Origin of the sequence: Methanimicrococcus hacksteinii (assembly GCF_032714515.1) — an archaeon.
In the GTDB taxonomy this organism is placed as follows: Archaea; Halobacteriota; Methanosarcinia; order Methanosarcinales; family Methanosarcinaceae; genus Methanimicrococcus; species Methanimicrococcus hacksteinii.
In genome coordinates, this window is record NZ_JAWDKC010000006.1 from 1 (window position 1) to 15570 (window position 15570).

11 protein-coding genes are annotated in these 15570 nt (G+C 45.1%); 5 read left to right on the plus strand and 6 right to left on the minus strand.

Translation table 11 applies throughout. The features are described from left to right. Window positions 1-383: 383 nt before the first annotated feature. The 4 genes from MmiAt1_RS00905 (at window position 384) to MmiAt1_RS00920 (ending at window position 9599) form a co-directional block, all read left to right on the plus strand. Window positions 384-1715 (plus strand): TldD/PmbA family protein, encoded by a 1332-nt coding sequence (locus tag MmiAt1_RS00905; RefSeq protein ID WP_318785028.1) that lies wholly within the window; start codon window positions 384-386, stop codon window positions 1713-1715. A gap of 1 nt (window position 1716) precedes the next feature. Further along, window positions 1717-3090 (plus strand): TldD/PmbA family protein, encoded by a 1374-nt coding sequence (locus MmiAt1_RS00910; protein ID WP_318785029.1) that lies wholly within the window; start codon window positions 1717-1719, stop codon window positions 3088-3090. 626 nt (window positions 3091-3716) lie between these two features. Further along, window positions 3717-6404 (plus strand): pyruvate, phosphate dikinase, encoded by a 2688-nt coding sequence (ppdK, locus tag MmiAt1_RS00915; protein ID WP_420891259.1) that lies wholly within the window; start codon window positions 3717-3719, stop codon window positions 6402-6404. A 489-nt stretch (window positions 6405-6893) separates the two neighbouring features. After that, window positions 6894-9599 carry a calcium-translocating P-type ATPase, PMCA-type gene (locus tag MmiAt1_RS00920; protein ID WP_318785031.1) on the plus strand — a complete coding sequence of 902 codons (2706 nt, stop codon included), beginning with the start codon at window positions 6894-6896 and terminating at the stop codon, window positions 9597-9599. A 141-nt stretch (window positions 9600-9740) separates the two neighbouring features. Here MmiAt1_RS00920 and MmiAt1_RS00925 read toward each other — a convergent pair whose 3' ends face one another. The 5 genes from MmiAt1_RS00925 to trmY form a co-directional block, all read right to left on the minus strand. Beyond that, entirely contained in the window at window positions 9741-10355 is a 615-nt protein-coding gene (locus MmiAt1_RS00925) for a DUF2284 domain-containing protein (protein ID WP_318785032.1), read from the minus strand. A 22-nt stretch (window positions 10356-10377) separates the two neighbouring features. Next, on the minus strand, window positions 10378-11679 hold the full coding sequence (locus tag MmiAt1_RS00930) for a Swt1 family HEPN domain-containing protein (protein WP_318785033.1): 1302 nt from the start codon (window positions 11677-11679) through the stop codon (window positions 10378-10380). A gap of 202 nt (window positions 11680-11881) precedes the next feature. Next, window positions 11882-12247, minus strand: a complete 366-nt coding sequence (locus MmiAt1_RS00935; protein WP_318785034.1) for a hypothetical protein — start codon at window positions 12245-12247, stop codon at window positions 11882-11884. 158 nt (window positions 12248-12405) lie between these two features. Then, a complete protein-coding gene (locus MmiAt1_RS00940; protein ID WP_316557740.1) occupies window positions 12406-12585 on the minus strand; it encodes a helix-turn-helix domain-containing protein in 180 nt (59 codons plus the stop codon). Between the two features lie 153 nt (window positions 12586-12738). After that, entirely contained in the window at window positions 12739-13359 is a 621-nt protein-coding gene (gene trmY, locus MmiAt1_RS00945; protein ID WP_318785035.1) for a tRNA (pseudouridine(54)-N(1))-methyltransferase TrmY, read from the minus strand. Between the two features lie 555 nt (window positions 13360-13914). Between trmY and MmiAt1_RS00950 the strand changes: the two genes are divergently transcribed. Further along, window positions 13915-14238, plus strand: a complete 324-nt coding sequence (locus MmiAt1_RS00950) for a hypothetical protein (RefSeq protein WP_318785036.1) — start codon at window positions 13915-13917, stop codon at window positions 14236-14238. Between the two features lie 468 nt (window positions 14239-14706). Here the strand turns inward: MmiAt1_RS00950 and MmiAt1_RS00955 are convergent, their stop codons facing one another. Beyond that, entirely contained in the window at window positions 14707-15408 is a 702-nt protein-coding gene (locus MmiAt1_RS00955) for a Bax inhibitor-1/YccA family protein (RefSeq protein ID WP_318785037.1), read from the minus strand. Between the last annotated feature and the right edge of the window lie 162 nt (window positions 15409-15570).

Here is a 15570-nt window from a genome sequence, read left to right on the forward strand (position 1 = left end):
TTCATAAAAAGTATTTTTATCTTCATTTAAAAGAATGTGAATTTAGGTACAATTATAGGAATGAAGATTTATATCAAAAAATCCTAAAAATCTTGAGAGAAAATCCTCTATTCTTATCTTGACCCTTCTTTAAAATCGGCGGGGATTTTTTAACTCGTATGAAAATTGATGCGGCTCGCGCGCAGGCGGCGGCAAAACAGAAGGCAGAACAGACAGCAGAACAGACAGCAGAACAAGCGGCAGAACGGACAACAGAGAAGACGGCATAAATAAAAATTAAAAATAAAATACAAATAAATAGAATTAAAGTCCATTCTATCCTGTTCATTTATTCATATTTCTAAAATTTGTATTTCACATTTCTAAAAACGGAGGACGAAAAAATGGATCAGATCCAATATTATGACGCCAATCAAATTGAAGGGCGTTCAATGACAATTGTTTTAGACAACGGGAAGTTGGAAACCATCTCCAAGAACAGCTCCAAAGGCGCGGGCATTCGGGCGCTTTGCCGGGGTTCTTGGGGATACACTTCCATCGACGGGGAAACAGACTTGGAAACCGGCATTCAAAACGCATCCGAACTGGCCGTTTCAATGAACCGGAGCACGCCCAAAGACAAAATTATTTTAGGCGAAGTTCCGAAACGAAAAGTCGGCGGCATGCCGCAGATTAAAATCAGTCCCGAAGACATCAGCGCGGAAGACAAAGTCGATCTTTTGCGCGAAATCGAAAAATATGCCAAAGAAGAAGGCATCAAAAGCACCCGTGTTTCATATTCCGAATCTCTCTTAACAACCCGCTTTATGAATTCCGAAGGCGATGAAAAGGAATATAATACGGTCCGCTGCGGATTTGCCGTCTCGGCCGTTGCCGCCGACGGAAACAATTATCAGGCCGGCAGAGAAAGCCGTTTTAATATTTCCGGTTACGAAATTTTTGAGAAAAACGATCCTTACGAACTGGCAAAGCAGGCGGCTGCAACGGCCAAATCTTTGCTGACGGCCAAAACGCCCAAAGGCGGCGCACTTCCCGTCATTTTGGATCCGGAATTGGCCGGCGTGTTTACGCACGAAGCTGTCGGACACGCGTCCGAAGCGGATTTGGTGATGCAGAACGATTCCGTTCTTTCGGGAAAACTGGGACAGCAGATTGCCGTTCCTTCCGTTACCGTGATTGATGATCCGACCATTCACGAATACGGTTACTATCCGTTTGACGCCGAAGGCGTTCCGTCCGAAAAGACCGTTTTAATCAAAGACGGCGTTTTGAATTCTTACATGCATTCCCGTGAAACCGCCGGTCTTTTTGAAGGCGTTTCCGGAAACGCGCGCGCTCAAGGGTATGCGATGCCGGTCGTTCGGATGAGCAACACTTATATCGACAAGGGCGACGCGGCATTTGAAGAAATGCTTGAAGACATCAAAGACGGTATTTACTTAATCGGCTCCCGCGGCGGTCAGGTCAACACGGGCGAAGGCGTCTTCCAGTTCAACGCCGAAAAAGGCTATCTGATTCGAAACGGGGAAATTTCCGATTTGGTCCGCGACGTTTCCTTGTCGGGACAAACGCTGGACATTTTAAACCGCATTAAGATGGTCGGAAATGATGTCAAACTGCACGCCGGACACTGCGGAAAATCCGGGCAGACAGTGCCGGTCACCGACGGCGCGCCGCATATTTCAATTTCAAAAGCAACGGTCGGAGGTGCCTGAAATGTCAAAATTCGATTTTGAAAAAATGTTTTCGGGAAGCAAGATGACAGTCGACGAGCTTCATGCCGGCGTTGAAAAAGCGTTGGCGCTTTCCGAAAAACTCGGGGCGTCGGATGCGGAAATCGTTTTCTCTTTAAGCGAGTCGACGAGCATTCAATTCAAAAAAGACATCATTGAAACCGCAAAGCAAAGCACGGGTGCCGGATACGGCGTTCGCGCGGCGGTCAACGGCGCCGTCGGGTTTGCCGGAACAAACAGGATGTCGGATTTGGAAGAAACGGTTCGAACAGCGGTCGAATCCGCAAAAATCATGGAAGCGGATCCGTTCTTTAAAACATTTCCCGAAAAAACAGCTTCTTATCCCGATGTCGGCGGACTTTATGACGCGCAAATCGTCGGCATGAGCCTGGACGAATGTATCGGATGCGCTTCGGATATGATTTCGGGCGTTAAAAGTGTTGAAAATATGATTCCGACATCCGGCGGTTTTTCGCGTTCGGTTTCTTATTTTATGATTGCCAATACAAACGGGCTTTCCGCGCAGAAAAAGGGCACCGCGGTTTCGGGCTTTGCAGACGTGACAACCGTTTCGGGAGACGTTTCAACGGCGTATGATTACGGCGTGTCCCGAAAGAAAGATCTGGACTTTTCAGTCATCGGCGAGAATGCCGCAATATTGGCGAAGCAGTCTTTAAAAGGCGTGACAATCGGCGCCGAAAAGCTTCCCGTGATTTTCCATCCTTTTTCGTTTGCCGACATTTTGGAAAACACGCTGGCGCCTTCCGTTGATGCCGACAACATCCAAAAAGAAAGATCGGGGCTTGCCGGACGTCTCGGCGAGGAGATTGCAAATCCGGAACTCTCAATTGTTGATGACGGAACACTTTCAGGCGGCATTTCAAGCGGCGCTTTTGACGATGAAGGCACGCCGACGCAGAAGACGAAAGTGATTGAAAACGGTGTTTTAGCTTCTTATTTGTATGACAGTTATACGGCCGGCAAAGACGATGTCAAAAGTACCGGAAACGGCTATCGATATTCTTATTCGTCAGAGCCGGGGGTCGATTTCAGCAATTTCATCATTCAGTTCCCGCAAAGCGATGTCATCGCCGAAACAAAGCGCGGCATCTACATCAATACCGTTATCGGAGCGCACACGGCGAATGAAATATCGGGCGACTTCTCGGTCGAAGGAAGAAACGCTTTCCTGATTGAAAACGGCGCGATTTCAAAACCGATCAAATCCGTCATGATTTCAGGCAACGTTTTTGAAATGCTCAAAAATATCGACGGCGCCGGAAAAGATATCCGTTCCGTCGGCGGCATCGTCACGCCTTCGATTCGAATTTCCGAAATGAGCGTCATCGGCGAATAATGCGGTTTTGTATTTTCAGCAATCGGATTTTGAAATAAAATCCGATTTTTTTTTGTTTTGCTGCGGCCGCCGCGCGTGAGCCGCACCCGTTTTAAATCATTCAAAGCCGAGCCGGCTTTTTTTCGGATTCATTTTTCCGCCTTCTTTTTTTCGAATTCGTTTTTCTGATTTGTTTTCTGATTTGTTTTCTGATTCGTTTTTCTGATTTGTTTTCTGATTCGTTTTTCGGATTCGTTTTCGGATTCGTTTTCTGATCCGCTTTTCGAATTCATTTTTTCGAATTTGACGTTTCGGGTGTTAAATTTAAAATCCGTTTTTTAATTCTATTTATATTTTGTTTGAAATTTCCGTACTTTTTAAGAAATATTATGAATAAAAATCCGTGAAAAAACAATTTGTCATTTTATGGAATAATCAAAAATTTATAAAAATCCCGAAGGCACAACTGTTTAATAGAACATATATCATGTTTCAATCATAAATCTAATTCAGATTTAAGCAGCCGTTATTGATTTGTGGCGAATCTGACGGTTGTGTTCAAGTATGACTCATTTTTAATCGGTCCCGTGTATCCGTGAGAGGACTTCATCCGTAAAACAAGATGACAGGCCGTATGCACAAACATTATGGCGGGACGAAAAAGAGGAACCGGAGGAAAACTTTTGGTAAAGTACACATACATGTTCGGCGCAGGCCAGACAGAAGGAAAAAGTGACATGAGAAATCTCCTTGGCGGAAAAGGAGCGAATTTAGCCGAAATGGCCAATTTAAACATTCCCGTTCCGCCCGGCTTTACGATTACAACGGAAGCTTGTACGCATTATTTAGCGAACAAAGGGTTAACAGACGAAATGCACACGGAAATTTTAGCCGCTGTTGAAAAACTTGAAAAATCTTCCGGCAAAAAACTCGGCGACAACGCTGATCCTCTTCTCGTTTCCGTGCGCTCGGGCGCAAGAATCTCAATGCCCGGCATGATGGACACTGTTTTAAATCTCGGTCTCAATGACGTTTCTGTCGAAGGCCTTTCTGCCAAAACCGAAAATCCTCGTTTTGCTTATGACTGTTACCGCCGCTTCATTTCCATGTTCGGCGACGTTGTTTTGGGAATCGAATTCAACAAATTCGAAAAAGCGCTTGAAGCCCGAAAGAAAAAATCAGGCATCGAATCCGACACCGACTTGTCCGTGGAAGATTTAAAAGAAATTATCGCGGCTTCCAAGAAAATCGTCCAAGACGAAAAAGGCTTCGACTTCCCGCAGGAACCTGAAAAACAATTATTCATGGCAATTAATGCTGTCTTCGCGTCCTGGAATTCTCAGCGCGCCATTACATACCGTAAAATCAACAGCATTCCCGGCGACTGGGGAACGGCCGTCAACGTTCAGTCCATGGTTTACGGCAACATGGGCGATATGTCCGGAACGGGCGTCGCTTTTACCAGAAATCCGTCCACCGGCGAAAACAAATTCTTCGGCGAATATCTCATCAACGCCCAGGGCGAAGATGTCGTCGCCGGCATTCGAACACCTTCTGAAATTTCAACGCTTGAGAAGAAAATTCCCGACGCTTACAAACAATTAATCGATATCTGCCAATCGCTTGAAAAACATTTCAAAGACATGCAGGATATCGAATTTACGATTGAAGAAGGCAAGCTTTACATGCTTCAGACCCGAAGCGGCAAAAGAACTGCAAAGTCTGCCACGAAGATTGCCGTTGACATGGTCGAAGAAGGCTTAATCGACAAAAAGACAGCCATCAATCGTGTCACTCCGGCGCAGATTGACCAGATTCTCCACCCGATGATTGACCCGTCCTGCGAGCAGAAAGTCATTGCCAAAGGACTTCCGGCATCACCGGGCGCAGCCGTCGGAAAAGTCGTCTTCACGCCTGAAGACGCCGAAGAAAGAGTCGGCGCCGGCGAAAAAGTTATTTTGGTCCGAACCGAAACATCACCTGAAGACATCGGCGGCATGTATGTGGCCGAAGGCGTCTTGACGGTCCGCGGCGGCATGACGTCTCACGCGGCCGTTGTCGGCAGAGGCATGGGCAAACCCTGTGTTGTCGGCTGCGGTGACATTACAATTTCCGAATCCGAAGACAAAAAATTCTTTGTCGGTGATTTGACAATTAATGAACTTGATTACATTACGATTGACGGCAGCACCGGCAGTGTTATTTTGGGCGAAATGCCTTTGATTCCGCCCGAAATCAGCGAAGAAATCGAAGTTCTTCTCGGCTGGGCGGACGAAATCCGCACGCTCGGCGTCCGTACAAATGCGGACACACCCGAAGACGCGCAAAAAGCATTAGAGCTCGGCGCAGAAGGCATCGGCCTTTGCAGAACGGAACACATGTTCTTCGAAGAAGATAGAATTCCGGTCGTCCGCGACATGATTCTTGCCGAATCCAAAGAAGCGCGCGAACTTCAGCTGGCCAAACTCCTGCCGATGCAGAGAAAAGACTTTACGGAAATTCTCCGCGTCATGCAGGGAAAACCGGTGACGATCCGTTATTTGGACCCGCCGCTTCACGAATTCCTTCCCAAAGTCTATGAGTTAAAAGAAGATTTGGACAAACTCAAAGAAAAAGGCGCATCCAAAGACGAAATCGAAAAGATTGAAAAGATGATTGACCGTGTCGTTAATCTTCACGAACTCAATCCGATGCTCGGTCACAGAGGATGCCGTCTCGGCATTACTTATCCCGAAATTTACAACATGCAGACGCGCGCAATTATTGAAGCGGCCTGCAGCCTTCACAAAGAAGGTATTGTTGTCAAACCCGAAATTATGATTCCGCTCGTCGGCCATGTCCGCGAACTGGAAATCACCAAGAAGGACGTCAACGAAACGGCCAAGAAAGTGATGGACGAATGCGGTGTTTCAATCGAATACACTGTCGGCACAATGATCGAATTGCCGCGCGCGACAATGACTGCCGACCAAATCGCAAAAGAAGCCGATTTCTTCTCTTTCGGAACAAACGATTTGACGCAGACGACATTCGGTTTTTCAAGAGACGATGTCGCGAAATTCATTCCGCTGTACATTGAAAAAGGTATTTTGCCGGAAGATCCCTTCGTTGCCATCGATCAGGAAGGCGTCGGCGAACTCATGAAAATCGGTGTTCAAAAAGGCAAATCCGCAAAGCCCGAATTGAAAATGGGCATCTGCGGCGAACACGGCGGCGAGCCGAGCTCCATCCGCTTTGCTTATTCACTCGGTCTGAATTATGTCAGCTGCTCTCCTTACCGCGTGCCGATTGCACGTTTGGTGGCGGCGCAGGCAACCATTGAAAATGAAAAATAAGGGGCCGGTTTTTTCCGGTTCTTTCTTTCTTTTTTGTTTTTATTTTTGTTTTTGTTTTTATTTTTGTTTTTATTTTTGTTTTTATTTTTGTTTTTGTTTTTTATTTTTGTTTTTGTTTTTTATTTTTGTTTTTATTTTTGTTTTTTATTTTTGTTTTTGTTTTTGTTTTTATTTTTTGAAATGCGGGAGCGTTTCCGCGCGCGGGCCGCCTCATTTTTTGAAGCGGATTCAAATCCGTAAGCTGTTTTTATTTTTATTTCTGTTTTGCTTTTGCTTTTGCTTTTGCTTTTGCTTTTGTTTTTGTTTTTGTTTTTGTTTTTGCTTTTGTTTTTGTTTTTGTTTTTGTTTTTGCTTTTGCTTTTGCTGTTGCTTTTGTTTTTTTCTTTTGCTTTGTTTTTGCTTTTGTTTTTGTTTTTTATGTGATATTTTTATATACTTGTCCCGTATCGTTATTTTGTGTATTGCTCTCTGCAGTACAGGATGATAATAATGACAACGAATCCGGAAAAAACGCTCACAGAATGGTGTGAAGTCTCTTCCGATGAAACTTGCCGTTTGCTTCAGACAAACTCTCAAGGATTATCAAGTGAAGAAGCTGAAAAACGTTTAATGGAGAATGGTCCGAATAAGCTTGAAGAAAAAAATAAAAAATCTTTGCTTTCTATTTTTTTGTCCCAATTCAAAGATTTAATGATTTGGGTTTTGATTGCGGCGGCGCTGATTACGGCATATGTCAGTCATATGGAAAATGAACCGCCGATTGATACGGTTATTATTGCAATTGTTGTGATTCTGAATGCTGTTCTCGGAACGGCTCAGGAATACAAAGCGGAAACATCGCTTGAAGCGCTGAAGAAAATGGCGGCGCCGACCGCGCGTGTTCTGAGGAACGGTTCCGTTAAAATTATTCCCGCCGCTGACGTGGTTGCCGGCGATATTGTTCTTTTGGAAGCCGGGGACTCGATTCCGGCCGACATTCGTATTTTGGAATCAAGTTCTTTAAAAGTTGAAGAGTCCGCGCTGACGGGGGAGTCCAAGCCCGTCAATAAATACATTGATCCGATTTCAAAGCCGAACGGCCGAAAAGTTGCGCTCGGCGATCAAATCAACATGGCGTTCATGGGAACGAATGTTGTTTACGGGCGCGGCAGCGGCGCGGTGGTCGCCGTCGGCATGAAAACGCAGATCGGAAAAATTGCGGGCGAGCTGTCGGAGACGAAGGAAGAAACGACCCCGCTTCAGAAAAAATTGAATCAAATTTCCAAATATATTTCTGTTCTTGTTATTGTGATTGCCGTGGCTGTTTTTGCAATCGGCATTCTGACGGGACAGGATACGCTGAGAATGTTTTTAACGGCGGTTTCTTTGGCGGTTGCGGCAATTCCGGAAGGAATGGTCGCGGTGGTGACGATTGTTTTGGCGCTCGGCATGTCGCGGATGGCCAAAAAAGGTGCGCTTGTCAGACGGTTGCCTGCTGTTGAAACGCTCGGCTCGACTCAGGTCATCTGCTCGGATAAGACGGGCACGCTGACGCAGAACAAAATGACCGTTCAAAAAATGTGGCTTTTCAAAGAAATTTCCGATCCGAATTCGGAAGAACTCAGTCTGATGACGGAAGCGTTTGCCGAATGCAACGATTCCCGCATTGACGAAAACGGAAAAGTGGTCGGCGATCCGACGGAAAACGCATTTTTGAATTATCTGACGGACAGCGGCCTGAAAACGGCGGACGAGCTCAGAAATCGGGTCCGCGTCGGCGAGATTCCGTTTGATTCCGAAAGGAAGCGCTCAACGGTGGCGGTTTCAAAAGAAATGCGTGACCCAACCGGCAGTCATTCCGTTCGGATTTATGTGAAAGGGACGGCCGAAGGCATTGCCGAGCGGTCTGTTTCTGCTTTTAAGGACGGGCAGATTGTTCCGATGACGGATGAGATGAGAGATTCGATTTTAAAAGCGAATGAAGACATGGCTGAAAAAGCACTGCGTGTTCTGGCGTTTGCTTACAAAGACGCCGATTCGGCCGGGAATGTCGATATTGATCATATGGAAGAGACGGAAAACGGGTTGATTTTCTGCGGTCTGTCGGGAATGATTGACCCGGCGCGTCCGGAAGTGAAGGAGACGATTCAAATCTGCCGGAAAGCAGGGATTACGCCGGTGATGATTACGGGTGATCATAAAACAACGGCTGTTGCGATTGCCAATGATCTCGGTCTTTTGGATGACGGGCGGATTGCGATTACCGGCTCGGATTTGGAAGAGATGAGTGATTCCGAATTAGATCAAAATATTACAAAAATCGGTGTTTATGCGCGCGTTTCGCCGGAGCATAAGGTGAGAATTGTCGATGCCTGGCAGAAGCGCGGCAATATTGTCGCCATGACCGGCGACGGCGTGAATGACGCGCCTGCGCTCAAGCGGGCGGACATCGGCGTCGGGATGGGCATTACGGGGACGGATGTTGCCAAGGGCGCTGCAGATATGGTTTTAACGGATGATAATTTTGCGACAATCGTGATTGCCGTTAAGGAAGGGCGCGGTATTTTTGACAACATTCACAAAACTGTCAGCTTCCTTCTCTCTTCCAATATCGGGGAAGTGATTGCCATTTTAACGGCGACAATTCTCGGATTTACGCTTTTGTCTCCGATTCATATTTTGTGGGTCAATTTGGTCACGGACACGTTTCCCGCTTTGTCATTGGGCGTTGAGCCGCCGGAAAAAGACATTATGGAGCGAAAGCCGCGCGATTCGAAAATGCCGATTCTGACAAAAAGGCAATGGGCCAATATCTTTTCGATCGGTCTTGTCGGCGCCGTTTTAACGCTGACGGCTTATTTTGCCGGCAGCCAAATCTCGGCTCAAACAGGAACGACGATGGCGTTTATGACGCTCGGCCTGATTCAGCTTTTTGCGGCGCTCGGTTTCCAGTCGGAACGCAGCAGTATTTTCAGGATTCATCCCAAAGAGCACCCGTACTTATGGGCGGCATTTTTCGGATCGGCCGCGCTTCAGGTCGTTATTGTTCTCGTGCCGTTTTTACGGGACATCTTCGGCTTGACGGTGCTGACGCTTTCGGAATGGGCGATCATTGCGGTCCTTTGTTTTGCGATGCTGCTGTTTATTGAAATTAAAAAAGCGTATTACAGACACTTGTACCGGAAAAATCTTGAAAAGGAAGGACAAACGGCTTAATCAGCCGTTTCTTTTATTTTTTTGAAAAATGAAATAACTGAAAAATGAAATAATTGAAAAATGAAATAATTGAAAAATGAAAATATTTAAAAAATGAAATAATTTGAAAAATGAAATAATTTGAAAAATGAAAAACGATTTTTAATCCACCAGCAGCAAACCCCACCATTTGACTTTGTCGCTGACGGGGAATTCTAAGTCCATGTCGACATTTTTCAGTGTTCCGACAACGTCGACGCCGACGGCTTCCATGGACGGGCGGGCTTTGTAAGGCGTTTTGCATTCGCCGCCTGTTTTGACGCACGCGTCGCAGTAATGGCAGCTGCCGCCCGTAAATCCGGCGGCGAACCGGTATCCTTTTTGGAGGGAAACGGCTTCGAGCTTGAGCAGAATTTCCGACAAGTCGACGGACTTTTTGCGGATTTCATTGGATACTTCTTCGGAATCAATGAGTGACGCGGGTTTCGGCGGGTTTGTGTATTGGGTTGAAAGAAGAATTGCAAATCTGTAAAGGCTCAGATATTTTCTGAATTCATCCGGTGTCGGCACGTTCGGCGGACACACCAAATCGCCGTAATGGCGGCAGAGAGGAACAAAACACTTCAGGCGGACGCGGTCATCCACAATAATGTCGTTTGCATCAATAAAAAGTGCTTCAACGGCGCCGGCATCGAGTGCTGCCTGAAGCAGAACGGTTACGTTTTCTTTGTCTTCCCGGCTGAGTCTGTCGCTGCCCTTGGATTTATTTTTGTTCACAATTTCCCCTCTCTTTTCGTTTTTAAACTGTTTTTCTGCCGGCGGTTTTTTTCTCCGGCGGCTTGTCAATAATTTTTAAAATATCTCGGGCATACAAACCGAGGCGGATGTAATCGTCGTCTTCCAGCGGCGTGTGATGCATGATTGCGTTTCTGATCGGATCCAGCTCTTTCAAGCGCTGAATAATCCAGCCGCGGTCGGGGAAGTATTCTTCAAATGCGTCCCACGCAAACGGATTGTTGATGATTCTGCGGTAATCGCTGAAGCTGGCGTAATTGATCAGCGGTTCGTTTGTGCTTCTCTTTTTGTCCGCGTTTGTGCGGTCATTCATAATCCGGCGCTCGTTCCAGCGTTCGGCCAAAAAGCTCATGTCCGTTCCTTTCCACCACTCTTTCCCGAAACGCGCTTCAACACGGTCGGAAACAAACGCGCGCAGCTTTTCTTCCAATTCTTTTAAAATCAAATAGCTGTTTTCGGCATTCGCCGCCTTTCTCGGTGCTGTCTTCCCGACGGCGTTTTCGCCGAGCTTTTCAATTTTTTCCGTGACCGGCTTGATTGATTCTTCTTCCATGTACAAATTTTTCAAGTCGTACTTCACGGTTAATCTGGAATTGGCGCCTCCCGGCGGTTTGACTTCCAAGATTTCGACATCGTATAATCGGTCGATTCTGGTTTTCATCGCCGATGTCACGGTCGGCATTTCCGATTTCAAACCCATATCGGTATGAACATCGCCGGCGATTAATGTGATTTTATTCTGCCCCTTCAGTTTCGCGGGCTTAAAATAATTCTGATAAATGTAAAGGCGGACGTTGTCGGCTTTTGTCATATTTTTTGACAACTCAACCGGCGCTTTTGTTTTCGGCGCGGTGTTTGCAGGCGCGGACACGGCAGCCGTTGCTGTCGGTTTTGCCGCCGTTTTGGCAGCCGGACTTGCCGCTGCTTTTGCCGCCGGCTTTGCTGCCGGTTTTGCCGCTGCTTTTGTCACCGGCTTTGCTGCCGCCTTTACCGCCGGCTTTGCTGCCGCCTTTACCGCCGGCTTTGCTGCCGCCTTTACCGCCGGCTTTGCTGCTGCCTTTGCCGCCGGCTTTGCTGCTGCTTTTGCCGCCGGTTTTGCTGCCGGTTTTGCTGCTGCCTTTGCCGCCGGTTTTGCTGCTGCCTTTGCCGCCGGTTTTGCTGCTGCCTTTGCCGCCGGTTTTGCTGCTGCCTTTGCCGCCGGTTTTGCTGCTGCTTTTGTTTTCGTTTCAGATGCTTCTGTTTCTTCATCCTTTTTGAGTGCAAAAGCTTTTTTCAAAAAACTGCCGACGCCTTTTTTCTCTCCCATCATTTCTCACCGAATATTATTGAATCTGTTTGATTCAAAATAAATAAAAATAATTTAGAACTTATGTGCCTGCTGCTTGAAATCCTGTTCCGTTCAACACGCTTTCAATTGATTTTCTATCCATAGAATAGGTGAACAGATATATAAAAGGATAAGGGCGGATAGGTGTGATAAATTCAAAGACAGTCGGATGCAAACTTTTTCAAATCGGATTTAAAAAACGGGGCAGCCCGCGCGCGCAACACGCCGCTGACAGCAGCCGGGCGGAAGCAGTAAGGTGGCGGCAGTAACCGGAGGCAGCGGTAAACGGAAACGGCGGTAAACGGAAACAGCGGTAAACGGAAACAGCGGTAAACGGAAACAGCGGTAAACGGAAACAGCGGTAAACGGAAACAGCGGTAAACGGAAACAGCGGTAAACGGAAACAGCGGTAAACGGAAACGGTAAGGTAATCTGTGCCACGCTCGCGTAGCGAGCGGATGTGATAAAAAAGAGCAGATGCATATGGATCGCTGTGCTGACAGGCGGCAAGCAGCAGACGGCAGCAGCACAGTAATGGCAGCAGCATAACAGTGACAGCAGCACAACAGTGACAGCAGCATAATAATGACAGCAGCAAAACAATGGAATGCGACGGCTCAAATTGGTAAAATTATGTAAAAATATGTTAAGCGAAAAACACTTTGAAAAACAAAAATAAAAAGAGTCAAAATGATTGAAAATCAATCATTTCGGTGCGTAATAGCATCTTTTGGGCGAGTCGACAAGTTCTTGTTTCTTTAACGATGCAATAATTTTGCTGACTTCTTTGCTGTCGATGCCTGTCGCTTCGGCAACGTCGCCGGGTCTGACGGGTTTTCCGATGTCTTTCATTGCTTTAAGAACTTTTTCTTCTTCAGGGGTCATTTTCTTTCCTCCGATCATTAAACTGTAAGCTGAATTCATAAATGAAAGCCGAACAATGCGAATCAATCTGTGTAATCTGTAAATGAAATTTATTCGGGCAATTGTTCTCTTCTTCTCTTTTATATTCCTTCTGTTTGTATTTATTCATTCGCCTTATTCATTCGCCTGCGCTCTGTCAAGCGCGTTTAAAATCAATGTGACGCACTGGCTTGAAAGCAGCGAAATCGGGCCGACGGAAATTTTTGAGGCGTTCGCGTCTTCAATCGTTTTTTCATCTTCTTCAAAAACGCCTTGATTGTCTCCCAAAATGTAAACGCCGTTTTCCAAAAGGGCCGCCGTTTCCGGTGTTTGAGTCATTTCCAAAACATCTTTCCCGTCTTCTTTTAAATAAAAAAGCGGCCGGCCGTTTTCTGAAAAATTCTGCAGAAGCTGTTCCAAATTTCCGTATCTGACAAAAACGCCGGGCGTCGATTGTTTCTCGGCATCCGACGCGTCGATCAAAAGTGCTTTTTGAATCAAAGATCCCGAACTTCTTTCATCCGGATTGAGCGAGCGCATTGTCTCGCCGTTGAAGCGGACAATTTTTGACGGTCCCGGCTCTCCTTTTAAAATCAGCCAAACATTGATGTCGCGTCTCATTCCGAATGAGATAAAAAGAGCGGACGTCACGCAGCGGCACAAAACATCCATTCTTCCGGCAGACCCCGGCAGATCGTTTAATGAAATCTTGCCGCCGTTGACGGCTTTGTTTCCGATGATGATGAAATCTTTCATGGCGGATAATCGGCAGAAAAGTATAAAGGCATATCCGTTGCAGTGCAATTCTTCCTGTTTTAAATTAAAAAACGGCGCATAAGACTGAAAGAAATGAGCCGAAAAGTGACAAGAAATGAACAAAAAATCGAAAAAATGAATAAAAAGTCGAAGAAATGAATAAAAAGCAAACGAATGGAGCAAACATAATAAAGTAAACAAAATGGAGAAGCCGCATTCAATGGAAAGTGAATAATTTCATGATTGAAGACAAGTGTTTCTTTAAATTTTTCTTTTTTTGGGAAACCTCTCCAAATTCCGATTTCGTTCGTCGCTGCGCGCCGCCCGAAATTCGTAATTTGGAGCGGGGTTTGCTGTATTTATTTCAAACAAAAACATCGTTTTTTTTAATTTTCGGCAAACCTGAACTCCCGATAAAACCCGAAAAACAAAAAAGCGAAAAGAAGCTCAAGCAAAAAACGGAGTTCAAATTTTTTGAAAATTGAAAAAACACGATGTTTCATTTTTTGAAAAATGATCGAAAAACAAAAACAACCACCTCCAACGGCGAGTTTTGTGAGCGTAGCAAGCATTAGGAGGCGTTGGAGATTCGTCCCGCGAATTCAACGAAAACACATAAACGGGGTTGATGAACTTGAATTCCAAAAAAATAATGAGTTTTTGTTTAAATTTTTCTTTTTTGAAAAACCTCTCCAAATCCCGATTTCGTTCGTCGCTTCGCGCCGTCCAAAATTCGTAATTTGGAGTGGGGTTTGCTGTATCGATTTAAACTCAAACATCGGTTTTTTTAATTTTTGGCAAACCCGAACTCCCGATAAAACCCGAAAAACAAAAAAGCGAAAAGAAGCTCAAGCAAAAAACGGAGTTCAAATTTTTTGAAAATTGAAAAAACACGATGTTTCTTTTTTTGAAAAATTATCGAAAAACAAAAACAACCACCTCCAACGGCGAGTTTTGTGAACGAAGTGAGCAAAAGGAGGCGTTGGAGATTCGTCCCGCGAATTCAACGAAAACACATAAACGGGGTTGATGAACTTGAATTCTAAAAGTTTATTCGTTTTTCTTTTAATTTTCTTTTTTTTGAAAACCTCTCCAAATTCCGATTTCGTTCGTCGCTTCGCGCCGCCCGAAATTCGTAATTTGGAGTGGGGTTTGCTGTATCGATTTAAACAAAAACATCGGTTTTTTTAATTTTTGGCAAACCCGAACTCCCGATAAAACCCGAAAAACAAAAAAGCGAAAAGAAGCTCAAGCAAAAAACGGAGTTCAAATTTTTTGAAAATTGAAAAAACACGATGTTTCATTTTAAAAAAAGTAAAATGAAAATGTGATTTTTCACATTTCATTTTATCTTCTGTCTCCGAAAATCCGAAGAAGATTGATGAACAGGTTGATGAAGTCCAAATAAAGATTTAAAGCGCAGATGATCGCCAGGTTTTGGGAGTACGGCGCGCCGTATTCAATAGATTGCCCGATCTTTTTGATTTTCTGCGTATCGTAGGCCGTTAATCCTGCAAAAAGCAAGACGGCAACAACACTCAAAATGAAATCCATAATTACGGCTGTTCCGGGCGCAATCATATACAATATAATATTTACAATCGAAGCGATGATCAATCCGATTAATGCCATCAGGAAAAATCTTCCCATGCCGCTCAAATCTTTTTTAATGAAATATCCGACCAAGCTCATACCGACGAACATTCCCGCCGTAATCAAAAAGACGATGAAGACGGAACTGAGCGTGTAATACATTATCATCGGCGTCAGCGTAATGCCGCTGATCAGCGCATAGAAAATAAAAGCCGCCGTTGCCATTGAAGGCGACATCGATTTAATTTTCCAGCTTAAAAGAATAACAACAGCCAGTTCAACGATGATTAAGACGAACATTAATCCTGTTCCGAGAAATGTTGCCTGAAGTGACGGGCTTGCGTAAATTGCGTAAGACGCAACTGCTGTAATTAACATTCCGACAAACATCCACATATAGACTTTTGACAGGAACTGATTTCCGGAAGTGTCCGGCGCATAATTGTTTAAGCTCATTATAAACCTCCTAAAAAGGTGCGTTTTTATGTGTTTTTATTGTTTTTCGAATACCGCTGAAATCGGTATTCGTTTTGTTCTTTTAAATACGCTGTTCCTTTTATAAATTTATGTATCGGCATCGGGACAAAAAATTAAAATGTGAGACATCATTCATTTACA